This is a genomic window from Actinosynnema sp. NPDC020468 (genome assembly GCF_040642015.1).
Classification (GTDB): Bacteria; Actinomycetota; Actinomycetes; order Mycobacteriales; family Pseudonocardiaceae; genus Actinosynnema.
The window spans coordinates 1-23,044 of sequence record NZ_JBFAEO010000057.1; the positions used below are offsets into that span (position 1 = coordinate 1).

At 71.7% G+C, this 23,044-nt stretch carries 18 protein-coding genes and 1 pseudogene; 7 read left to right on the forward strand and 12 right to left on the reverse strand.

Annotated features, from left to right (window positions below; genetic code table 11):
- The 4 genes and pseudogenes from AB0G50_RS30605 to AB0G50_RS30620 all read right to left on the reverse strand — a co-directional run.
- Positions 1–234: pseudogene (locus AB0G50_RS30605) on the reverse strand (PucR family transcriptional regulator); the annotation flags it as partial.
- A 77-nt stretch (positions 235–311) separates the two neighbouring features.
- Positions 312–1,418 (reverse strand): o-succinylbenzoate synthase, encoded by a 1,107-nt coding sequence (gene menC, locus AB0G50_RS30610; protein ID WP_360115514.1) that lies wholly within the window; start codon positions 1,416–1,418, stop codon positions 312–314.
- Positions 1,415–2,311, reverse strand: a complete 897-nt coding sequence (locus AB0G50_RS30615) for a GNAT family N-acetyltransferase (protein WP_360115517.1) — start codon at positions 2,309–2,311, stop codon at positions 1,415–1,417. Before AB0G50_RS30615 ends, menC begins: the two co-directional genes overlap by 4 nt.
- A 31-nt stretch (positions 2,312–2,342) precedes the next feature.
- Complete coding sequence (locus AB0G50_RS30620; protein WP_360115520.1) at positions 2,343–3,512, reverse strand: M20 family metallopeptidase; 1,170 nt, start codon at positions 3,510–3,512, stop codon at positions 2,343–2,345.
- Positions 3,513–3,870: 358 nt separating this feature from the next.
- Between AB0G50_RS30620 and AB0G50_RS30625 the strand changes: the two genes are divergently transcribed.
- Entirely contained in the window at positions 3,871–4,839 is a 969-nt protein-coding gene (locus tag AB0G50_RS30625; RefSeq protein ID WP_360115523.1) for a carbohydrate-binding protein, read from the forward strand.
- A 15-nt stretch (positions 4,840–4,854) separates the two neighbouring features.
- On the opposite strand, the gene AB0G50_RS30630 is transcribed toward AB0G50_RS30625, so the two are convergent.
- Positions 4,855–5,505, reverse strand: coding sequence for a hypothetical protein (locus tag AB0G50_RS30630; protein ID WP_360115526.1), 651 nt, complete (start codon positions 5,503–5,505; stop codon positions 4,855–4,857).
- Positions 5,506–6,002: 497 nt separating this feature from the next.
- Between AB0G50_RS30630 and AB0G50_RS30635 the strand changes: the two genes are divergently transcribed.
- Positions 6,003–6,470, forward strand: a complete 468-nt coding sequence (locus AB0G50_RS30635) for a hypothetical protein (protein WP_360115529.1) — start codon at positions 6,003–6,005, stop codon at positions 6,468–6,470.
- A 182-nt stretch (positions 6,471–6,652) separates the two neighbouring features.
- Here the strand turns inward: AB0G50_RS30635 and AB0G50_RS30640 are convergent, their stop codons facing one another.
- The 5 genes from AB0G50_RS30640 to AB0G50_RS30660 are packed head-to-tail and all read right to left on the reverse strand — an operon-like array spanning position 6,653 to position 14,806.
- A complete protein-coding gene (locus AB0G50_RS30640) occupies positions 6,653–7,639 on the reverse strand; it encodes an aldo/keto reductase (RefSeq protein ID WP_360115532.1) in 987 nt (328 codons plus the stop codon).
- Positions 7,639–9,372 (reverse strand): CocE/NonD family hydrolase, encoded by a 1,734-nt coding sequence (locus tag AB0G50_RS30645; protein WP_360115535.1) that lies wholly within the window; start codon positions 9,370–9,372, stop codon positions 7,639–7,641. The genes AB0G50_RS30640 and AB0G50_RS30645 overlap by 1 nt, the downstream gene beginning before the upstream one ends.
- Positions 9,365–11,941, reverse strand: a complete 2,577-nt coding sequence (locus AB0G50_RS30650) for a N,N-dimethylformamidase beta subunit family domain-containing protein (protein WP_360115538.1) — start codon at positions 11,939–11,941, stop codon at positions 9,365–9,367. The genes AB0G50_RS30645 and AB0G50_RS30650 overlap by 8 nt, the downstream gene beginning before the upstream one ends.
- A gap of 40 nt (positions 11,942–11,981) precedes the next feature.
- Complete coding sequence (locus AB0G50_RS30655; protein ID WP_360115541.1) at positions 11,982–12,887, reverse strand: helix-turn-helix transcriptional regulator; 906 nt, start codon at positions 12,885–12,887, stop codon at positions 11,982–11,984.
- A 32-nt stretch (positions 12,888–12,919) separates the two neighbouring features.
- Entirely contained in the window at positions 12,920–14,806 is a 1,887-nt protein-coding gene (locus tag AB0G50_RS30660) for an ABC transporter ATP-binding protein (protein ID WP_360115544.1), read from the reverse strand.
- A gap of 245 nt (positions 14,807–15,051) precedes the next feature.
- On the opposite strand from AB0G50_RS30660, the gene AB0G50_RS30665 reads away from it, so the two are divergent.
- The 5 genes from AB0G50_RS30665 to AB0G50_RS30685 all read left to right on the forward strand — a co-directional run bounded on the left by AB0G50_RS30665 (position 15,052) and on the right by AB0G50_RS30685 (position 21,318).
- On the forward strand, positions 15,052–16,641 hold the full coding sequence (locus AB0G50_RS30665) for an ABC transporter substrate-binding protein (RefSeq protein WP_360115546.1): 1,590 nt from the start codon (positions 15,052–15,054) through the stop codon (positions 16,639–16,641).
- Positions 16,642–16,646: 5 nt separating this feature from the next.
- On the forward strand, positions 16,647–17,591 hold the full coding sequence (locus AB0G50_RS30670) for an ABC transporter permease (RefSeq protein WP_360115549.1): 945 nt from the start codon (positions 16,647–16,649) through the stop codon (positions 17,589–17,591).
- A complete protein-coding gene (locus AB0G50_RS30675) occupies positions 17,588–18,472 on the forward strand; it encodes an ABC transporter permease (RefSeq protein WP_360115551.1) in 885 nt (294 codons plus the stop codon). Before AB0G50_RS30670 ends, AB0G50_RS30675 begins: the two co-directional genes overlap by 4 nt.
- A 10-nt stretch (positions 18,473–18,482) precedes the next feature.
- Entirely contained in the window at positions 18,483–19,703 is a 1,221-nt protein-coding gene (locus AB0G50_RS30680) for a multidrug effflux MFS transporter (RefSeq protein ID WP_360115554.1), read from the forward strand.
- Positions 19,704–19,890: 187 nt separating this feature from the next.
- Entirely contained in the window at positions 19,891–21,318 is a 1,428-nt protein-coding gene (locus tag AB0G50_RS30685) for a thiol-activated cytolysin family protein (RefSeq protein ID WP_360115557.1), read from the forward strand.
- Positions 21,319–21,358: 40 nt separating this feature from the next.
- Here the strand turns inward: AB0G50_RS30685 and AB0G50_RS30690 are convergent, their stop codons facing one another.
- The gene (locus AB0G50_RS30690; RefSeq protein WP_360115560.1) at positions 21,359–22,195 is read right to left on the reverse strand and encodes an NYN domain-containing protein; all 837 of its coding nucleotides are present in this window, start codon (positions 22,193–22,195) and stop codon (positions 21,359–21,361) included.
- Between the two features lie 41 nt (positions 22,196–22,236).
- The gene (locus AB0G50_RS30695; protein ID WP_360115563.1) at positions 22,237–22,887 is read right to left on the reverse strand and encodes a peptidylprolyl isomerase; all 651 of its coding nucleotides are present in this window, start codon (positions 22,885–22,887) and stop codon (positions 22,237–22,239) included.
- Positions 22,888–23,044: the final 157 nt, after the last annotated feature.

Consider the following 23,044-nt stretch of genomic DNA (forward strand, 5'->3'; position numbering starts at 1 on the left):
CGCGCCGAGTCCGTGCAGGAGCCGGACGACGCTGTCCGGCTCCTGCACGCCCACGCCCAGCACCACCGCGTGCGCCGGGAACTCCGAGGTGTCGCGCGGGTCGTGGATCACCACCCCGCCCAACCGCTGCCGGGTGCTGCGGACTCCCGCGATCGGCTCCAGCAGCACGTCACCGAGGTCTTCGAGCACGCGGGCCAGGTTCGTGTGGGGCCGGGCGGGCAGCGGTGTCAGCACACCGCCGAAAGTAACGGCGGTCACAGCGAACCTCTTGGTGTGAAGCGACCAAAATCGACCCCTGAATTGGGCCGTTCCTACGAACGCACCCAGAGCCGTCCGGTCGCGACCTCCGCCAGCCGCTCCGGGATCGGCGTCACGCCGAGCCCCGGCCCGGTCGGCACCCGCAGGTGCCCGTCCTCCAGCACGAACGGCTCGGTGACGTCGAAGCGGAAGTAGCGCTCCGAGGCCGAGGTGTCACCGGGCAGCGTGAACCCGGGCAGCGAGGCGAGCGCCACGTTGGCCGCCCGGCCCAACCCGGTTTCGATCATTCCGCCGCACCACACCGGGACGCCGTGCGCCGCGCACACGTCGTGCACCCGTCGTGCCTCCAGGTAACCGCCGACCCGGCCGGGTTTGACGTTGACCACCCGGCACGCGCCGAGCCGGATCGCGTCCGCCGCCGAGCGGGCCGAGACGATCGACTCGTCCAGGCAGATCGGCGTCCGCAGGTGGGCGGCGAGGTCCGCGTGGCCGAGCACGTCCTCCTCGTCCAGCGGCTGTTCGATCAGCAGCAGGTCGAACGGGTCGAGCCGGGCCAGGTGCCGGGCGTCGGCGAGGGTGTACGCGGTGTTCGCGTCGACCTGGAGCAGCACGTCGTCGCCGAACCGCTCGCGGACCGCGCGCACCGGCTCGACGTCCCAGCCGGGCTGGATCTTCAGCTTGATCCGCAGGTACCCCGCGTCGAGGTACCCGGCGACCGCGTCCAGCAGCCTCGGCACCGAGTCCATGATGCCGACCGACACCCCGCACGCGACCGTGTCCCTCGTGGACCCGAGCAGGGAGGCGAACGACTGGTCGTGCGCGCGGAGTTCGGCGTCCAGCACCGCCATCTCCAGCGCCGCCTTGGCCATCCGGTGCCCCTTGAAGCGGGCCAGCAGCGGCCCGACCGCGTTCGCGGTGAACTCCCCCGCGCGACCCAGTTCCGGCACCAGGAAGTCGCGCAGCACCTGCTCGACGCCGTCGGTGTGCTCCGAGGAGTAGACCGGCTCGCGGATCGCGCCGCACTCGCCCCAGCCCTCGCCCACCGACGTCTCGACGCGGAGCAGCAGCAGCTCCCGGGCCTCCTGGGTGCCGAACGACGTGCGGAACGGCGCCACCAGGGGAATCCGGACCCGGATCAGCTCGACCCCGACGAGTTTCACGACGTCGGCCCGGTGGCCACGACGTACCACCCGGCGCGGTCGAAGCCGACCACCGAGCCGCCCTCGGCCATCAGGCCGTCGAGCACCTCGCGCAGGGCGTGCCGCCACTCGCCGCCGAGCGCCGGGTGGGTCCGGCGCAGGTCCTCGATGTCCGGTGGCACCGCGACGAGCACGACCGGTCCGTCCACCCGGCCGAACACCGGCCCTCCGTCCACTGTGGATGACAGGCCGACGACGGCGCCCCGCTCGCGCAGCGCGGCGGTGTCGGTGCGGGCGGGCTCGCCCAGCGCCGCCGCGCGCACGGCGGGTTCCGCGATCCGCCACGTCACCATCAGCCGGTCCGTCTCGCCGGCGCCGTTGATGCCGTCCCGCATGAGCCCGTAGAAGTTCGGCAGGTACCGGGTGGGCAGCGCGCCGAGCTTGGTGAGGTTGAAGTGCGCGTTGCGGCGCACCAGCGGGTCGAAGGTCCAGGAGATCGAGGTGACGCCCTGGTCGAGCGCCCAGGCCCGCTGGTGGAGCTTGAGCGCGAACCCGAGCCCACGCCCCAGACCCTCCCGCGCCACGCCGGCGATGTGGCTGTGCAGGCTGCCCTTGGTCGGCTCGCCGAAGAAGCCGAAGCACGCGCCGAGGAGCCGGTCGCCGTCGAACGCGCCCGCGACGTAGTTGCCCGCCACGACCATCGCCCGCAGCAGCTCCACCGACACCAGCCGGCCGCCGTCGCCCGGTTGCCAGATCGCCTCGTACAAGTCGCACACGGCGGCCAGGTCGGGCACCGCCGTCAGCGGGCTCACCCGCACACCGGACGCCTCCGCCGCGGCGGTCGCGGCCCTGTTCGCCTCGTCCCGCACGGTCGGCGGCACGAGACCTGGCACGTTGGTCACGAGATCTGTCACGGCACCATCCTCTTCGCGCCGCACCGGCGAGTCACCGTTGTCCCGCAACAGTTTTCGCCGCTTCGTTCGTCGTGGCGGACGGAGTCCGGCCGGCCAGCAGCGCCGCGGTGAGCGCGTGCAGCAACGCCGTCCGGCGCGGCACCTCGGCGACGATCACGTGCTCGTGGTCGGCGTGCGCGCCGCCACCCACCGCGCCGAGCCCGTCCAGCGTCGGCACGCCCAGCCCGGCGGTGAAGTTTCCGTCCGACGCGCCGCCCACGGCGGCCTCCGTCAGCGGCGCGAGACCGAGCCGCTCGGCCAGCTCCGACGCGAGGGCGAACAGCCCGGCCGAGGCCTCGGCGTCCAGCGGCGGCCGGTTGACGCCGCCCTCGATCCGCACCACCGCGCCGGGCAGCACCGGCCGCGCCGCGCGGATCTCCCGGTCCACCCGCTCCTGCTCGGCCAGGTCCCACACCCGCACGTCGACCGCGACGCCCGCGGCGGCCGGCACGGTGTTGCTCGTGGTACCGCCGGACAGCGCGGTGGGCACCACGCTCGTGCCCCGCTCCGGGTCGGCCAAGCCGGTCAGCGCGAGGATCTGGTGCGCGAGCTCGACGCCCGCGTTGATCCCCTTCTCCGGTTCCAGCCCGGAGTGCGCGGCCCGACCCTCGACCCGCACCCGGTAGAGCGAGGTGCCCTTGCGCCGGGTTTTGAGCGCGCCGCCGTCGGCCGAGGCCTCCAGCACCAGCACGGCCTCGCAGCCGCGCGCCTCGTCCTCGATGAGCGGGCGGGAGAGCGGCGAGCCGATCTCCTCGTCACCGGTGATCAGGATCGACAGGCCGGACCGGTCGTCGAGCGCGGCGGCGGCGTGCAGCGCCATCACCACGCCCACCTTCATGTCGAAGCACCCCGGGCCGCGCAGCACCCCGTCCTCGACCGAGAACGGGTGCGTCTCCAGCGAACCGTGCGGCCACACCGTGTCGTGGTGCCCGAGCAGTAGCACCCGCGACGGGCCGTCGCCGAACCGCCACCGCAGGTGCGTGCACCCCTCGGTGACGATCCGCTCCGGCTCGGCGCCCAGCAGCCGGGCGCCGAGCGCGGCCACCACCTCGGCGCTGCGCGCGACCGCCTCGTGGTCCGTCGAGGGCGATTCGCAGCGCACCAGGGACTCGATGTCGGCCAGCAGCGCCGGCAGCGTCGGGTCGATTTCCTCGGCCGTCATCTCGGCTCACCTCTCCACGGCTTTCCGGGAACGTGCGGAGTTCCCCGTCGCGGACGACGGGAATCCCGCCGACCGACCCTAGGACGTCGCCCGGCGGCCACGTTCGTCCAAGCCGACGAACCCGCGACGAGGTCTCCATCCGCGCGGACGAACCCCCCGTCGCGCCGACCGCTTATACGCCTTCCCTGCCATGGAATCAACGAGACCTTGCCCACCCACCGACACCCCCGGTTGCGCTCTAGCCCCCGACGCCGCGTGGGTGGACGCTGACAGGGCCGCGATGTCCTGGGGGGACAGCGAAATCTCGTCGCGTGCGCCCTCCTCGACGTGCGGTCCGTCCTGCCTGGGGAGGAAAACCGTGAAGTCGACCCTCTTACACCGCGCACCACTGCGCCTGGCCGCCGTCGCGCTGCTCGCCGCCGGCACCCTGTTCACCGCCGGCACGGCGTCCGCGGCGCTCCCGGAGTCCACTGTGGACACCGGACCGGCGCCGGACGCCCCGATCAGCGGGAAACTCGTGCCCGCGCTGCGCGGCGAGGCGGCCAGAGCCGCCACCGGGCCGCTGGTGGGCGAGCAGTTCCGCGAGCTGGGCGAGGCGCGCCACGCCGTGCCGGGCGCCAAGACCTCGAGCATCACCCCGTGGACCGGCGCGCTGCACGTGGTCTGGGGCTCGTTCCCGTCGGTGAACTCCGACGGCGCGCAGGCCACCCACACGATCAACCCGGGCATCCACCTGTCCGCGACCAACCCCGACGTGGTCTACGCGCCGACGCTGGACCCGAGCGGCAAGACCTGCATCGAGGTCACCACGTTCTACTGGCAGGGCGGCAACGGCGTCGGCGCGTGGGACTGGTGCGCCGCCTCACCGGGCTTCGCCGCCGTGTCGTGGATCGACACCACCTTCGTGAACACCTACACGAGCCAGTTCCAGGGCGTTCCGGCGTACACGGTGCAGGACGTCCAGACCAACGCGACCACCAACTCCTGGACCGCGTACCTGTACAACTACACGACCTCGTCCTGGGACGCCCTGTTCACCAGCGCGGACCCGGGCAAGCTCACCAACCCCGGCGGCGGCTGGGACATGTTCGAGGTCTACACCAACTACAACTCCGCCACCGGCCAGGGCCACTACTGCACGGAGACCTACGGCACCCAGTTCCACGCGACCAACATCAAGATCAAGGTCGGCGGCACGTGGAGCGGTCTGACCACGGCCAACTCCTCGGTCACCCCGCCGGGCAGCGTGTCCAGCACGTCGTTCGGCTGCAACGGCCTGACCTTCAGCCTGCCGACCGCGAACAGCCACTGGCAGGTGACGAACTAGCCGCGGACCGGGCGCTCACCCGGCCCGCAGCACCGCCGGGTCCACAAAGGACTCCTCGCGGGGGATCCCCGTGCGGTACTCGCCCTCCGAGTCCCACGACTCCTCGGCCTCGCCCAGCCGGTCGACCAGCTCGAAGAAGCGCTGCTCGACCGGCTTCAGGGCGGCCACCGCGGGTGCCAGGTCGAGGTCGGCCACGAACCGGGCGCCGGTGCGGCCCACCGCGAGGACGGCCAGCCAGCCCTTGTCCTCGGGCCGCCACAGGCTCCCGCTCGTCTCCGCCCAGAACAGCACCACGTCCTCGGCGTCGGCGGACTTGTGCGGGCCCGCGGCGGCGAGCAGGGCCAGCGCCGTGTGCACGCCCGCCTCGTCGTAGCCCAGGTGGAAGAGGTACGCCTCCAGCGCGCCGTCGCGGTGCAGCAGCACGGTCGTCTCGGGTTCGCCGTCGCACGCCCATCCAACCCGGTCCGCGAAGTACTCGCGGGGCGTCGTGGTCTCCACCGACTCCCACTCGTCCTCGACCGCCCGGCCGTCCCAGTACCAGCCGTCGAACACGGCGGTCGGGTTCGCGATCACGGCGGCGGGGTCCGGCGTCGGCGTGTCCAGCCACGCCTCGAACGCCTCGCGCGTCATCGGGATGCGGGCGGCGACCATGAAGCTGTCCGACACGACGTCCTCCTCCGGTGCGGTCGCGGCCGAGGTTAGCAACGGGCGTGGTCCCCTGATCACCGCCCCACGAGCAGCGGACCCGCCACGCTGCTGCCCGCCGACCCCTTCCGGACCGAGGTGGGGTGCGACGACGCGCTCACCGCGGCCGAGGAGTGGGCCGCGGACCGCGAGCCGCGCCGGCCGTGCTCGGCCACCGGTGTGACGGCGCGGTCGACCCCGGGTCGCGCGGCCCGTTCGTGCGGCCGAGCGACATCTCGAGGTGCCCCCCTTTCCCGGGGGCGCGGAATTCCGCGCTGCGCGGTGACCGGCCGGACCTCCCGACGTCCGACCGCACCTCGACGTCCGGGGAGCGCGACGCTCGACGTGACGATCACCGCACGCGGCCCGACCGCCAGTGACAGGACGGCGGTCGTGAGTGCCTTTTTCCGCCGGCGCCGACGAATGACCATTGCCCCCAACGGAATGTGCCGTTCGACGTGCAGGGAGCGAGGAGAGGCATGGGCAAGTACGATCACCTCTTTGTCCGGAACATGCGGGAGTGCGCCGACGACCTCGTCAACGAGGGTGCCGCCGCGGGTGGCGAACGTCCGGCGAACATCGGCAACCCGTACGGGCTGATGCGCGGCATCGACGTCGACCTCAGCAAGGTCCACATGGCCTACAGCTGGATCAACCCGACGTCCGAGCAGGTGCACTGGGTCAACGACCACGAGCACACCTACGACGAGGTGCTCATGTGGATGGGGAGCAACCCCGACGACATCCACGACCTCGGCGCGGAGCTCTACCTGGACATCGAGGACGAGCGGCACGTGGTCACCACGACCGGCTCCGTGTTCATCCCGGCGGGCACCCGCCACTGCCCGCTCGGCTTCTACCGCGTCGACCGGCCGTTCACGTTCATCGCGCTGTCCCTCAACCCGGACTACGCCTCGGACGAGAACGTGCCGCCGCAGCACTCCTGACCCGAAGAGCGGCGGGCCGGGCGACCCTTCTCCGCCCGGCCCGCTTTTTCGTGCCACGACACAGGGGAACGGGCCGGGTGCACACCCCCGGCCCGTTCCTTCGTGCCCGTGGTGGCCCGCGCGAAGGCCACCACGGGGCAAGGCCCCCGGTGCCGGGCACCGGGGGCGTTCCCGTGACCGGCCTAGGCCGGGATCGGCCCGCGGCCCGCACCGGTGGCGCGCAACGCCGTCACCACCTCGTCCAGGTCGTCCGCGGTCAGCTCCAGGGTCGCGGCCGGCAGCCAGCCGTCCACCTGGGACGCGGTGCGCGCGCCGACGATGGCCGCCGACACCCCGTGCACGCTCGTGGTCCAGGCGATCGCCACCGCGCCCACCGTCACCCCGTGGCGGTCCGCGATGGGCCGCAACGCCTCTTGCAGCGCCAGGTTGCGCTCCAGGGCCGGTGGGCGGAACTCGGCGTTGCGCGACCGCCAGTCGTCCTCCGGCAGCGCGGCGGCCCGCTGCGCGGTGAACGTGCCCGAGAGCAGACCCGCCGACATCGGGCTGTAGACGATGACACCCGTGCCGTTGCGCGCCGACCACGGGATCACGTCGCCCGCCGCGTCCCGCTTGACCAGCGACAGCGGCGGCTGGAGCGTGTCGACGTGCCCGACCGCCTGGCACCGGTCCAGCTGCTCGACGTCCATGTTGGACACCCCGACGTGCCGGACCTTGCCCTCCTGCGCCAACTCCAGCAACGTGCCCCAGGACTCCTCGATCGGCGGACCGGTCGGGTCCGGGTCGTGGATCTGGTACAGGTCGATGTGGTCGACGCCGAGCCGGCGCAGCGAGTCGTGGCACTCGCGGCGGATCGACTCGGGCGTGAGGTCCTGGTACTCGACGCCGTTCGCGTCCCACACCAGGCCGCACTTGGTGAACACCAGCGGCCGGTCGGCGGCGGGCAGCGCGGCCAGCGCCCGGCCGACCACCTCCTCCGAGTGCCCGAACCCGTACACCGGCGCGGTGTCGACCCAGTTCACGCCGCCGGCGACGGCCCGGTGCAGCGCGGCGACCGACTCGTCGTCGGACTGCGCGCCCCAGCCCATCACGCCGGGGCCGCCGGTGACCCAGCTGCCGAAGCCGACCGCGCTGATCTTCAGCCCGGTTCGGCCCAGTTCGCGTGCCGGCATCAGCTCTCCGTTCGATAAGGACGCGTGGCGTCCGGTGGCACGACCGGCAGCACGATCCGGGACGCGTGCGCGCCGGCGTGGTGCACGTTCTGCAACGCGCTCACCAGCTCGGTCGACGTGCCCGGCAGCTCGCCGGTGTTGGGGTTGCGGTCGAAGTGCGGGAAGTTGCTGCTGGAGATCTCGACCCGGATCCGGTGGCCGGGCTTGAAGATGTTGCTGGTGGCACCGAGGTCGATCCGGTACTCGACCACCTCGCCCGGCGTGACCAGCTCGGGCACCGCGCCGCGGTAACGGGCGCGGACGATCCCGTCGGAGATGTTGCGCGCGTAGCCGCACGGTCCGACGTCGACCAGCTTGGCGGTCCAGTCGGTGTCCACCGCGGAGGTCGCGGCGTGCAGCACCACGGTGATCGGGCCGGTCACGTCGAGCGGCTCGGTCAGCGGCTCGCTGGTGTACACCAGCACGTCCTCGCGCGCCTCGACCGGCCGCTGGTCGTACACGCCGCCCTGGAGGTGCACGGGGTTGCAGCACAGCGACCCGCCGAGCGTGGGCACCGGGTTGCGCGGGTTGTAGACGAAGCTGTCCGGCGGCTGGTCGCCCGGCGTCTCCCGGGACAGCGTGCCGTCACCGTGCAGCGTGTTGGCCCGGCCACCGCTGTGCAGGTGCCAGTCCTGGTACTCGGTGCCGGGCAGCGGCCACGAGTCGGCCTCGCGCCACTTGTTCTCCCCCATGGCGAACAGCAGCACGGTCGGGTCCGCGCCGGTGATCTCGACGCCGCGCAGCCAGCGGTCGAACCAGCGCAGCTGGAGGCCGTCGACGTCGAGCGCGCCGCCGGTGGACCGGCCGCCGAAGTTGTACTCCCCCACCGGGTTGCCGCGGAACAGGCCCTCGTGCGGCCACGGTCCGACGAGCAGCCGCTGCCGGTCGCCCACCGCGCTCTGCCCGGCCACGCCCGCGAAGTTCGCCAGTGTGCCGCCCAGGAACGTGTCGTACCAGCCGCCCATGTTGAACGCCGCGACGGTGAGGTCCGGGTAGGACGTCGACACGTTCAGCTTCCGCCAGTACTCGTCGTTCTCGGGGTGGCGCAACCACTCCCGGTAGTACGGCGCGACCTGGTCCAGGTACGGGTGGTCGGCCAGCGGCAGGATCCCGGTGGTGTCGACGAGCTTGTCCAGCGCGTCGGTCAGGTCCTCGGACACCGACGCCGGCACCGACGGGTCGCGGGCCGCGTTGTGCGAGGCCAGCGACAGCGTCCAGCCGAGGCTGAAGCCGAGCTGGAACGCGCCGCCGCGGTAGACCCACCCGTGGTGGTAGTCCGACGCGGTGACGTTGGGCGCGATCGCCTTGAGCGCCGGGTGCCCGGACATCGCGGCCTGCCACTGGGTCACGCCGTCGTACGAGCCGCCGAACATGCCGACGTTGCCGTCGCACCACGGTTGCGCGACGGCCCAGTCGATCGTGTCGTACCCGTCCTCGCGCTCGTGCACGAACGGGGTGAAGGTGCCACCGGACGCGCCGCGGCCGCGGGTGTCCTGCATGACCACGGCGTACCCGGCCTTGGCGGCGCGCAGCGCGAGCGTGCCGTACATGCCGAGACCCGTGCGGTCGTAGGGGGTGCGGAAGACCAGGACCGGACAGCGCTGTCCGACCGGGCGGTACACGTCGGCGTACTGGACGGTGCCGTCCCGCATGGGGATGGCGGTCAGGACGTCCACGGTGAGCGATTCAGGCATTGTCGTCCAACCACTGGTCGAGAACGTTGCGGGTGAGGGCGGAGAGCCCGTTGTCGTAGCCGTTCGCGGACAGGCCGCTGCTGTAGGAGATCGAGCCGGTGGCGAACACCGAGCCGCCGCCGCGGGTGCGGAAGAACACGATGTCCGAGCGCACGTCGGGGTTCTCGGTGGCGCCCTGGCCCGGGTGCGTGCCGCTCGACTCCTCGACGGCGAACTGGTAGTCGTCGTCCATGCCCTCCGAGGTGGCGAGCACGAGCGCGTCGGGCGGGCTGCCCAGGGCGATGTCGTAGCGGTCGATCTCGTTGCCGGCCGCGCCTCCGCCGCCGTCCAGCGCGACGTCGCCGAAGACCTCGGTGACCTTCTCCAGGAAGCGCTTCGCCTCCTCCTGGTGGCTGTCCGGCCCGATCCGGTAGTGCCCGGACGGCCCGCCGCCCTGCGCGGAGAAGCCGACGCCGAACACCTTCTGCGGCGCGCGGCTGCGGCCGTACCAGAGGCCGCCGCGCTCGCCGGTCGTGGCGTGGTGGTACTCGCCGGGCCTGGCCTGCCAGCTGCGGGTGCCCAGCTCGCCGCGGCGCAGCTCCATCACGTGCGGCAGGTCCGGGTGGAAGGAGACCACCCAGTAGTAGCCGTTGCCGCCCAGGTACGCCAGGTTGCCGCCACCGTCCACGTAGGACTCCAGGCCGTCGATCATCTGCTCGGAGGCGTACTCCGGGTGCGACCCGGTGAGCACGCCCTTGTAGCGGCGCAGCAGGTCCACACCCTCGGCGTGCAGGTCGTGGTCGGTGATGACGTCGAACGAGTAGCCCAGTTCGGTGAGCCAGTCGAGGATGTAGAGGTCGGCCGCGAGCAGGAACGGCGACAGGTGGATCCGGAAACCGGGCGCCAGCGTCAGGATGGGTCTACGCCAGGAGATGTACGACACACCGCTGCCGTCGGTGTGCCGCGCGTACCCCGAGTGCCCGAGGTCGTAGCGGTGCTCCAGGAACGCGGTGCCCGGCGGCACCACCGACACGTAGCCGAGGCCGCGCTCGTTGGAGTAGGCCAGGTAGGTCGCGGTCGGCAGCATCAGCGCGAGGTCGCCGGTCGCGGTGCCCCGGGGCGGGCGCACCACGAACGGGATGGACTGCGCGGCCGAACCGTCGGTCGCGGTCACCCGCAGCGCGTACACGCCGCTGGGCAGGTCCGCCGGCACGGTGAACTCGTGGCTGGGCGTCCAGTCCGCGTCGGCCAGCGCGTCGTCGTGGAAGTGGATCGCGGCGTACCCGTGCGGGTCGGCCGCGTAGTGCTCCACCCGGCCGCTGAAGTGGCGCCCGGTCACGCCGCGCACCGGCAGGTTCACCAGGTGCCCGTCGAGGCCCGGTCGGCCGGCGCACGGCACCACCAGGTCGGCCGCGGTCCGACCGGGTTCGAACTCCCAGCGCAGCGGCGCCTCGTGGTCCCGCGACACGGCCGCGAGCAGCGCGGCCCGGGACAGCGGGTGCGGCCACAGGCCCGGCCGTTCGATCTTGCCGTTGTAGTGCCCGGACTCCGGCGTGCGGGCGCCGAAGAGCAGGTCGCCGTGGTCGGCGGGGGTGAACGCGGCCTCGACCCGCTGTTCGACGACCTGCGGCCGGTCGTCGACCACGATCGGGCTCACCCGGCTGTTCACGCTGGTCACCAGTGGTTTGGTGACGAGGACGGCACGCCCGGTCGCCGGGTCGTAGCTCGCCGCCACGCCGTGCCACTGGTGCAACGCGAGCGGGGCGTCGAGGCGGACCGCGGTGTCCCGGGTGCCGTCGCCGAGCCACAGGGTCGGCCGGCCCTCCTCGTCCAGGCCCAGCGCGTAGCCGCGCGACCCGTCGTTCCACCGCGACACGACCGACTGCGGACCGCCGGTGAGGTGGGTCGGGTACACGTACGCCGCGATCGTGAACCCGCCGTCACCGGCCGTCACGCCGTGCGGGTCGCGGACCGCGATGTGCGAGCCGAGCCTGGTGCGCTGCACGTGGCCGCGGTGGGTGCCGAGCCAGGCGTCCGGCACCGGCTCCACCCGCACGCCCGGCCCGTCGGGCGCGTCGACGGTGTGCCGGAGCCGGATCAGCTCGGTGGTGTACTCCGCGACGTCCTCGGCGCTGACCATGAACGTGATCGGCTCGCCGGGCGAGGCGCTGACCCGGTCCGCGTAGCCCAGCAGCACCGGGCCGTCCTGGCGCAGCTCCGGCCCGTCCACCGCGTCGGTCGGGGCCTCACCCCACCCGAACACCTCGAACAGCTCCCGACGCAGGCACGCCTCGCGCGCCGCGTCCAGGCTGTCGAACACCCGCCGGTCCGCGAGCCGGTAGGTCGCGCCGCGGCGGATCGGCGGCCGGGCGAGCTGCCAGCGCTCGCCCGGCGTCGCCTCGTAGACGCACACCCGCTCGGCCGCCGGTCGGGAGTCGAGGAACCGCGCCAGCAGGCTCGACGGCTCCCGGTTGACCGCGCGCGGGTCGCGGATCCACTCGGTCACCAGCTCTTCGGTGATCAACGGACGGAGCTGCTCGGCACGGCGCTCGGCGAACCGCGCCCTGATGGCCACAACTGAGGAGTCCATGGTCAGACGCTATGCAGCCGCTCCGGGTAGGGGTAGCTCGTCAGGTCGGCGAGCGTGTCACTGAACGGAGGTGATCCGCGCCGCCCGCGTGCCTGCGGAACTCGCCGGGGCTCATCCCGGTCTCCCGCTTGAAGAACCGCCCGAAGTACGAGGGGTTGTCGAACGAGAGCCGTTCGGACACCTGGGCCACGGTCAGGTCCGTGTGCGTCAGCAGTCGCTTCGCCTCGACTGTCAACGCGGCCCGGATGATCTCCGCGGGTCGCTTGCCGGTGGTCCGCTTGACCACGTCCGCGAGGTGCTTCGAGGTGACCCCGATGCGGCTCGCGTACCCGCTCACGGTCTGCTCGTGCGGCAGCTCCTCGCTGACCAGCCGGAGGTAGTGGCGGGCCAGGGCGGTGCCCCGGTCCTCCTCCACCCGCCGGGCGCCCGCGTCGGTGTGCAGCCGGCGCATCTCCACCAGCAGGATGTGCAGGTAGGCCTGCAACACCGAGAGGTCCGCGCCGCCGGGGCGGCCGTACTCCCGCTCCATCGCGGTGATCAGCTCGGTGACCGGGCCGACCTGGTCCGGGTCCAGGTGCAGCGCGTGGCCGGTGCCGAGCGGGTCGAGCGCGAGGGACTGCCGCGGCGACACCCGGTCGCCGTACTGCGGCACCAGGAACTCCTCCACGAAGACCATCACGTGGCCCTCGAGCGGCGCCCGGCGCTCCCAGAACTGCACCTGGCCGGGCGCGATGAAGTACAGGGTCACCGGCGCGACCTCGTAGGGCACGAAGTCGATCACGTGGGTGCCCGACCCGCCGGTCACGCACACCAGCTCGTAGAACTCGTGCCGGTGCGGGTACGACGCGTCCGACCACGGCGCGAGGTCGGCGAACGACCCGATCGCGAAACCGGGCGGTCCGTCGGCGATCAGCGGGTCGTCGAACCGGTGGGTGGGAAGGGGCACGGGATTGGGCTGCACTACACCACTTCCTGCTGTCACTCGGGCGAGACCGGCTGCGGCGCGGACTCGCGGGCGGGCGGGGTGAGGCCGGGGTTGGCGGCCAGCAGGGTCCGGGTGTACTCGTGCTTCGGGTCGGCCGCGATCTCCTCGGGCGTGCCGACCTCCAGCAGCTTGCCGTTCTTCATCACGCCGACCCGGTCCGCGACGGACAGGATCAGGCTCAGGTTGTGGGTGATGAACAGGAAGCCGAGGTCGTGCTCGCGGCGCAGGTCCAGCAGCAGGTTCATCACCTGGCCCTGCACCGACACGTCGAGCGCGGAGGTCGGCTCGTCGGCGATGATCAGCCGCGGCTCGGGCGCGAGGGCCCGTGCGATCGCCACGCGTTGACGCTGGCCGCCGGAGATCTGCGCCGGAATCCGGTCGATGATGGACTTCGGCAGACCCACCTCGTCCAGGAGCGTCTCCACGCGTCGACGCAACGCGGCGCCGCGCAGGTCGGTCAGCTCGCGCAGCGGCTCGGCGATGATCCGGCCGATGGTGTGCCGGGGGTCGAGCGAACCCTGCGGGTCCTGGAAGACCAGCTGGACCGTGCGGCGGAACGCGCGGGCGTCGCCCTCCAGTCCACGCGGCGTGTGCCGTTGGCCCGCCACGGTGATCGTGCCCTCCGTGGGGTGGTCCAACGCCGCGACGAGCTGACCGAGCGTGGTCTTCCCGCTACCGGATTCGCCCACCAGGCCGAAGAACTCGCCCGGCCGGATGCTCAGGCTCACCCCGTCGACCGCGGCCATCCGCTCGCGCCGGCGCAGGCCGAGCAGACCACCGGAACGTCCACTGCGGGTGACGAACGCGCGCCGCACGCCGTCGATCTCCAGCAACGGCGCGGAGTCCTCGTCCGCCTCCGCCGCCGCGGGTGCCGCGACCGGTTCCGCCAGCGGCAGGTCGACCGGTCCGACACCGGGGTTCCAGCACGCGACCTCGACCCCGTCGACGGTCACCAGCGGCGGCTCGTCCACCCGGCAGCGGTCCGAGCTGTGCGCGCAGCGCGGCGCGAACCGGCAGCCGGCGAACTGGTTCGCGGGCTCCGGAACCGATCCCGCGATGGACGGCAGACCCTCGGCACGGCGCACGCCGATCTGCGGAACGCACTCGACCAGTGCCCGTGTGTAGCGGTGCTTCGGCGAGCCGAGCACCTGCGCGGCCGGTCCGACCTCGACCAGCCGGCCCGCGTAGAGCACCGCGATCCGGTCCGCGATCTCGGCCGCGACACCCATGTCGTGCGTGATGAACACGCACGCCATCCGGTGCTCCCGCTGCACGGTGCGGAACAGCCGCAGGATCTCGGCCTGCGTGGTCACGTCCAGCGCGGTGGTCGGCTCGTCGGCGAGCAGCAGGTCCGGGCCCGCCATCAGGGCCATCGCGATCATCACGCGCTGCTGCATGCCGCCGGACAGCTGGTGCGGGTAGAGGTTCGCGATCCGCTCCGGATCGGCGAAACCCACCTCCTTCAGCAGGTCCAGCGCTCGGGCACGGCCTTCGGCGCGGTGGTCGCCGCGTCCGCCCGGCGGCGCGGGGAACGCCTCTCCGAGCTGCGCGCCGATCCGCTGGGCCGGGTTGAGCGAGTCCAACGCCTCCTGGAACACCATGCCGATCCGGCGTCCGCGGTACGAGCGCATCTGCGCGGCGCTCAACTCGGTGAGGTCGACGTCGTCCAGCCGGACCGCTCCGGTGGTGCGCACCGACGTCACGAATTCCAACAGCCTGATCACGGAGAGCACGGTGACCGTCTTGCCGCTGCCGGACTCGCCGACCACGCACAGGGTTTCCCCTGAATCGAGACTCAGCGTCAGTTCGTGCACCAGTTCGGTGGCGACCTCGTCGGAGAGGACTCCGACGGAGAGGCGATCGATCTCCAGTAGCGACACGGGTGTCATCCCTTCCGCCGGCCGGCACGACCCCGGATCCGACGATTCTGTACCCCAAACAGCTCCACTATCAAGGGTTGCGGGGCAGTGTGCAGTGCCGGCGCGCGTCTGTCCACAGTGGGTGGTGGGGTCGGGGGCCACTTCGCCTCAGTGACAGAAAACCCGACACCGACGTCTGTGCGCCCCCTGTGGGCCGGATTACGTTCTCGGCCACCGACCTGCGGAATCAGGCAATAGGAGCCGCAATGGAGCGCACCGCCACACGTCCCAGGCACAGGATCGCCGCCCTCGCCGCAATAGGGCTGGTGCTGGGGGCCTGTGCAACGCCCCGGACCCAGTCCGCCGACGAGGCCGGCCCCGCCAAGCGAGGGGGAAACCTGAACGTCCGCCTCGCTCAGGACCCCGCCTCGCTGGACACCGTCCAGAACACCAACGCCGGGGTCACCTACATCGGCCACGAGGTGTTCGAGCAACTCGTCACCATCAACGCCGACTACCAGCCGAAGCCCGTGCTGGCCGAATCGTACAAGAAGGGCGACGACGGCCTGAGCTACACGTTCACCCTCCGCAAGGGGATCGTGTTCTCCGACGGCTCTCCGCTGAAGTCGTCGGACGCCGTCGCCTCGCTGAAGTACTGGGTGGGCAAGGGCAGCTACGCGGGCTCCCTCAAGCCCGTGCTCAAGGACATCACCGCGCCGGACGAGAACACCGTGCTGGTGACCCTCTCCGCGCCGTTCAACCTCGTGGCGCTGATGGCCGCGAGCCACGGCAGCGGCATCCGCCGGGAAGCCGACATCGCCGCCGCCGGACCCACCGGCATCCCCCGCGACAAGGCGATCGGCACCGGCCCGTACAAGGTGAAGTCCTGGACGCCGGGCCAGGAGGTCGTGCTGGAGCGCAACGACAAGTACCAGCCGCCCAGCGGCGAGTCGAGCGGCTACTCCGGCAAGAAGAACGCCTACCTGGACACGATCACGTTCAAGGTCGTCGCCGACTCCGACGCGGTGCTCAACGGTCTCCAGACCGGGATCATCGACGTGGCCGAGGCGTCCAACGACCAGTACGACCAGGTCAAGCGGAACGACACGCTGAAGGTCGGCCTCGAGGGCACCGCGAACATCCAGTACCTCGCGCTCAACCACAACTCCGGGTCGATCTTCGCCAAGCCCGAGGCGCGCGAGGCGATGAACCTGATCGTGGACAAGTCCGCGATCATGGCCTCGCAGGGCGTGCCGGACCTGGTGTCGCCGAACAACGGCGCGTTCGCCGCGGAGACGAACAAGGCCATGTACTCCGAAGCGGGCAAGGCCACGTGGTCCAAGCACGACCCGCAGCGCGCCAAGGAGCTGTTCGCGGCCGCCGGCCTCACCGCCGGGCAGAGCGTGCGGATGATCACGACCGACGAGTTCCCGCAGTTCAAGGACGCGCTGGTGCTGGTGCAGAGCGAGCTCCAGAAGATCGGCATCACGGCGACCATCGACAGCTACGACTTCGCGACGCTGATCGGCCGCAAGAACAACGAGCCGAACAGCTGGGACGTGCTGGCCCTGATGGACGACGCGAACCCGCCGGTTCCGTCCTACAGCGACAACGTGCAGGGTCTGGACAACATGGGCTACCCCAGGGACCAGCTCGCGCCGCTGCTCACCGCGTACAACTCGGCGACCACGCCGGAGGACCAGAGCAAGGCGATCGACAAGATCCAGGAGTTCACCGCGCAGAACCTGCCCACCATCACGCTGTACAACGGTCGGTCCTATGTGGCCTACAGCGCGAAGGTCAAGGGTTACAGCGGTTGGGGCATGGAGTTCGCCGACGTCTGGCTGGCGGGGTAACCCCGGTGGCAGCGGTCGTACTCCGCCGGTTGCGCGATCTCGTCATCGTGCTGTTCGTGGTCGGCACCGTGCTGTTCTTCCTCCTGCGGTCCATTCCGGGCGACCCGGCCCAGGTGCTGCTCGGCACCAAGGCCGACCCGGAGCAACTCGAACGGCTCCGCCGGGATCTCGGGCTGACCGGGCCGCTGCCCGAGCAGTACCTGCACTGGCTGGGAAACGTGCTGACGGGCGACTTCGGCACGTCGATCAAGTACCAGCTGCCGGTGCCGCAGATGATCCTCGACCACATCGCGCCGACGCTGACCCTGGCGGTGCTCGGCACGGTCATCAGCTTCCTGCTGACCGTGCTGATCGTCACCTGGGCCACCGTGTCGCCGCACAACCGGGTGGCCCGGTTCGTCAACCGGGCCGCCCAGTTCGGGCTCGCGCTGCCGGAGTTCTGGTTGGCGCTGCTGGCGGTCTACCTGTTCGCGCTGACCCTCGGGTGGTTCCCGACCAGCGGCTACACGCCGCTGTTCGAGGACCCGGTCACCGCGATCAGCCAGTTGGCGCTGCCGTTGACGGTCCTCGTGATCGGCCAGACCGCGTTCCTCACCATCACCATGGAGGAGAGCGTGCTGGGCGAGCTGTCGCAGCTCTACCTGCGCACCGCGCGGGCCAAGGGCGTCGGCGAGCGGCGGATCATGCTGCGGCACGTGCTGCCCAACTCGATGCTGCCGGTGCTCACCACGGTGGGGTTGAACTTCGCCTCGCTGATCGGCGGCGTCGTGGTGATCGAGAGCATCTTCGTCATCCCGGGTCTCGGCACCATGCTGCTCGGCGCCGTCTACGCCCGCGACTTCCCGCTCATCCAGGGCGGGGTCATGTTCGTCGCGTTCCTGTTCGTCGTGGTGAACCTGCTCGTCGACCTCGCGTACGCGCTGATCGACCCGAAGGTGAGGGTGTCATGACGGCCGTGCCCGTCGGGGACGTGGTCGCACCGGCCACGTCCCGGTCCCGCTCGTTCGTCCGCCGCAACGCGACCCTGGTGGTCGCGGGCGGGCTGCTCGTCGGCATCACGCTGCTGGTCCTCGTGCTGCCGTTGCTCCTGCCCGACCCGAACGCGCCCGACCCGGCGAACCGGCTGCTGCCGCCGTCGGGCGAGCACCCCATGGGCACCGACAAGTACGGCCGGGACCTGTTCGCCCGCTGGGCGTCCGCCGGCCGGGTGTCCATCGGGATGACGCTGCTGATCACCGCGTGCGCCGCCACGCTCGGCACGTTCATCGGGCTGGTCGCGGGGTTCTTCACCAAGGCCGGCACGGTGATCATGCGGATCGTGGACGCGTGGATGGCGTTCCCGTCGATCATCCTGGCGATCGTGTTCGCGGTCGTCGTCGGACCGGGCATGGCGAGCGAACTGCTCGCCGTCACCATCATCTTCACCCCGTACACGGCGCGGATCATCCGCAGCCGCGTGCTCGGCCTGGCCGCCCGCCCGTACGTGAACGCGGCGCGGGTGTCCGGGATGGGCCCGTGGAAGATCCTGGCCGTGCACGTGCTGCCGAACACGCTGCCGCTGGCGGTCGTGCAGTGCGTGCTGCTGTCGGCGGGCGCGATGCTCATCGACGGCTCGCTGAGCTTCCTCGGGCTCGGCATCTCACCGCCCACCGCCACCTGGGGGAACATGGTCGCCGACGGGCGCACCTACCTCCAGGACCACCCGACGATGGTGCTGTTCCCCGGGTTGACGATCGCGCTGTTCGTGTTCCTGCTGAACCTGGCGGGCACGAGTCTGCGCGCGTTCGTGGACCCGCGGGCCCGGCTGCTGCTCGCCCGGCGGCGCCGATGAGCGGGCGCGCGTGAGCGAACCCGGTGTCGAGGCGCCACCGGTCGTCCGGACCCGCCGGCTGCTGTTGCTGCTCGGTGCGCTCTCGACCTTCGGACCGCTGTCCATCGACCTGTACCTGCCGGCGCTGCCGGCGTTGGCCCGCCAGTTACACGCGTCCGAGGACGCCGCCCAGTGGAGCATCTCGGCCTGCATGGTCGGACTGGCCGTGGGGCAGCTGTTCATCGGACCGCTGAGCGACCGGGTCGGCCGGAAGCGGCCGCTGCTGATCGGCGTGGCGACGTACGCGGTGGCGTCACTGCTGTGCGCCACCGCGCCGTCGATCACGACGCTGGTCCTGCTGCGGCTGGTGCAGGGGCTGGCCGGGTCGGCGGGCATGGTCGTGGTCGAGGCGATGGTCCGGGACCTCTACGAGGGTCGCCGGATGGCGCGGATCCTGTCGCTGCTGATGCTCGTCGGCGGGTCCGCGCCGATCGTCGCGCCGGTGCTCGGCGGGCAGCTGCTCTACGTCACCGACTGGCGCGGGCTGTTCGTCGTGCTGGCCGCGATCTCGGCGCTGCTGCTGATCGCGGTGGTGGCGCTGCCGGAAACGCTGGTGCCGGGTCTGCGGCACGCGGGCGGCCTGCGCCGGGCGCGCGCCGGGTACGCGGCGGTGGTGCGGGACCGGATGTTCGTCGGCTGCACGCTCGGCACGAGCATCGGCAGCATCGCGCTGTTCGTCTACATCTCGATCAGCGCGTTCGTCCTGGAGGGCGGCTACGGCGTCAGCCCGCAGGTGTTCTCGCTGATCTTCGCGGTGAACTCGGTGGGCCTGGTCCTGGGAGGCTGGCTCAACTCGTTGCTGCTGCGCCGCTTCACCCCGGAGCAGCTGCTCGTCGCGGAGTCGCTGGTGGCGGTCGGCGCGAGTGCCGTCGCCACCGTCGCCGCCCTGCTGCACGCACCGCTGGCGGTCTTCCTGCCGATCCTGTTCCTGACCATCATGAGCGGCGGCCTGGCCTCCCCCAACGCCACCGCGCTGGCCCTGGAACGCCACCCGGCGAACGCCGGCACCGCCGCGGCCCTGTTCGGCAGCACGGGCTTCCTGTTCGGCGCGGTGTTCGCACCCCTGGCGTCCCTGGGCGGCACCGGCGCGGTCGCCATGACGTGCGGCATCTTCGGAGCCCGCATCGCCTCCTGGCTCGCCTACGCCCTCGTCGCCCGCCCTGGCCGGGTGACCGCCCCGCTGCCGCCGTGACGAGGTCGTCCGTCCGTTGTGGACGGACGACCGACGTGCCCGTTCCCGGTGGGGTCGACGTCGCCATCGCGCGGTCGACCCCACCGCGAATGGAATAAATTCCTTTGCGGAATTGATCCGTCACGATGAATGCGCCGGACACCCCACTCGGCGTAACGCGGTCTACTCCGCGCCCGATCTCACCGGCGTGAGCGACAGGGCCGTGATCGGCGCGTTGTCCGCAATTCTCGTGTTCGCCTCGGCGACGGCCTGCACCGTGACCGAAAAGCCGATCGCGGCGGTCGCGGACCAGTACCGGTGCACCACGACGACCGAACAGCGTTCCGCGGCGCGGGACAAGGTCGCCACGCTCGATCCCGCGTCGGATTGGCTCTACCCCGGTTCGATCCTGCGTCCCGATTCGGCGGACAGCCGGCAGTTCGTGCCGTCGACGGGCCTTCCCCGCGCGCCGCTGACCTATTCCATCTCCACTCAGCTACAGCTCGCCGGAACGCATTCGGCGACCTTGCCGAACCCGAGCCTGTCGGCCTACCGCGATTCGCTCGCCGGCCTGCTCGGCTCCGGCACGTCCGGCGCGACGGCCGCCGATCTGCACTGGGACAGCATGGAGATCACCCAGGCCGACCAGGTCGGCCTGTTCCTGGGCGCGGGTGCGGGCGTGGCCGGGACGGCACGGGTCGGCGTGGACTTCAAGTGGAGCGACACCTCGGTCCGCAGCCGGGCACTGATCAGGTTCACCCAGACCTACTTCACCGTCGACGTGGACAAACCCGCGACACCCGCCGGGTTCTTCGCCCCCGACGCGCCTCGCGACGAGGTCGACCGACTGCTGGGCGCCTCACCCGCCTACGTGTCCTCCGTCGCCTACGGCCGCACGGCGGTGATCGCGTTCGAATCGACCTACGCCGGTAACGAGGTGACGGCGGCGCTCAACGCCAAGCTCGGCTGGAACTTCGGGTTGACGACCGTCGACGGCGGCGCGGGCGCCTGGCACGAGTCCGCGTTGCGCAACACCCGGTTCAGCGGGTACATCCTCGGCGGTTCCGGCGCCGACGCCGCGCGCTCCTTCGACGGCCTGGACGCGGTGAAGGCCTACATCGCCGACGGCGGGAACTACTCGGCGTCGTCGCCGGGCGCTCCGATCTTCTACCGACTGACCGACATCGAGGACAACACCACGACCGGAGCCGGTCAGTCGGTCGACTACCCGGTCCGGAAGTGCGAGCGGCAGCGGGGGAAGGTCGGGATCCGGCTCGTCGAGATCCGGGTGGACTCCGACGACGACGTCGACGTGTGCGGGTGGGGTTTCGCGCGCAACGGGGACAGTCGCGTCGCGCTGTTCGACCGGGACTGCACGAAGAATCGTGAGATCGCCGTCGAACCCGCCCGACCGTGGCGGCCCGATGCCGTCCAGGTGCTCGACGTCGCCACGTCCCCCGGCCAGACGATCGACATCACCATCCGGCTGGTCGCCTCGGTGTGGAACGGGTTCGAGGAGATCGAGACCAGGGTGGCGAAGATCGGGTTCGAGGACGGGTGGCGGGGAACGCACGAGATCAGGTTCGCGCACGAGGCCATCGCGATGACCGCGGTTCTCGAACTCGTGCCCGGCTGACCACAAGTCCACAGTGGACACCTGCGCCCCGCGGGCACGATCACTCGGTGCGGATCGCGTGCGCCCTCGGGTACTTGCGGCCCGGTGTCGGGGTCGGCGAGCCGGTGAACGACACCGGGGTGCCCGTCGGGAGCATGGTGTGGCCCTCGGGCAGGTCGTCGCGCGAGGTGAACCACGACGCGCCGCGCGAGTCGGTGATGAAGCCGTGCGGTTGGCCGGAGCGCCAGCCGGTCACCGTGCCCCGGCGCCTGCCGCGCGGCGAGCCCGGTGCCGAGGCGACGACCTCCGCGGACCGCACGAACGGTCGGCGCAGCGGGTAGTCGGGACGGTCCGTCGGGGCGAACAGGGCGTCGAAGCCGGGGGTGGCGGTCGCGGCGGCGCGCAGCGGTGCGGCGGTGCGGGGTGTCCACGCGGGCGGCACGGGCGTGGACGGCACGTCGACCACCGGCACCAGGACCCGCACGCCGCGCGCGGTCAGCCGGGAGGCCAGCGGGGCGAAGTCGGCGTCGCCGGTGACCAGCACGACCCACTCCAGCGGCAGGGTGGTGGCGCTCTCCCACACCTCCAGCGCGAGGTGGACGTCCACGCCCTTCTCCTTGCCGCCGTGCAGCGGGAGGTCGTGCCGCACGACGCCGGCCGAGGCCAGCACCGCGTCGAACGAGGCGGCCGGGGTCTCGATCCGGCCGCGGACGTAGTGCGCGGCGAGCACCGGGCACGCCTCGAGCGGCAGGCCGGTCGTGGTGTGGACGTGCCAGCGGAGCGCGTCGTGGAAGCCGTCGAGCGCGATCCGGGCCGCCCTCGGGTGCGCGGTCGCGTAGAAATCGCTCAGGTACGCGAACCACGTGCCGTCGTAGAAGACCCCGATGCGTCCCTTCACCCCGGGGAGTTTACCCGCCGGTCCTCTGAGGACGCCGGTCCTCAGAACGTGAACGCCCACAGGACGCGCACCGGGTGCCGGGGCAGGCCGTCCTGGGCGTCGCCCGCGATGCCGGCCGCGACGATCCGGTCCAGCGTGTCCAACCCGCGCGTCACGCGGCCCAGGACGCTGTAGACGGGCGCGATGTTCGCGTGCGAGTGCACGAGGAAGAACTCGCTGCCGTTCGTGCCCGGGCCCTGGTTGCCCATCGCCACCGTGCCGCGCGGGTAGGTCTCGGCGCCGGTCACCTCGTCGGCGAACCGGTAGCCGGGTCCGCCCTCCTCGGCGCGGTAGACGTCACCGCACTGGAGGACGCCGAGCCGGGGCGAGTTCGTCAGCCGGAAGCACTGGGTGTTGTCGTAGAACAGATTGCGCACGAGGTGCGCGAAGTTGTGCACGGCGCAGGACGCGTTCGCCCGGTCGAGTTCGATCACCACCGGGCCGTAGTTCGTGACGAGGACGGCGGTGGCCCGGCCCCTGGTCGACGCGGTGGGGCTGGGCGGTCGCACCGGTTTGGCGGCCGGGTTCTCCGGCGTGGGGGTGAACACGCACTGCTTCGTCCGCCCGGTGTCGGCGGGCGCGGCGGAGGCCGGCGCGGCGACCCCGACGAGGGCCGCGAGCAGGACGAGCGCGGAGACGGCGATCCTTCCCATCCGCCGACCCTAGCGCGCACGACCGCCGAGCGACACGCTCCGCTCCGAACCGGTCATCCGCGGTCACCACGCGCGGGTTCGCGGGCACTGCGGGCATGCGGTGCAGGTGCGTCCGGACCGCCCATCATCACCGCGCGCGGGTTCGCGGGCACTGCGG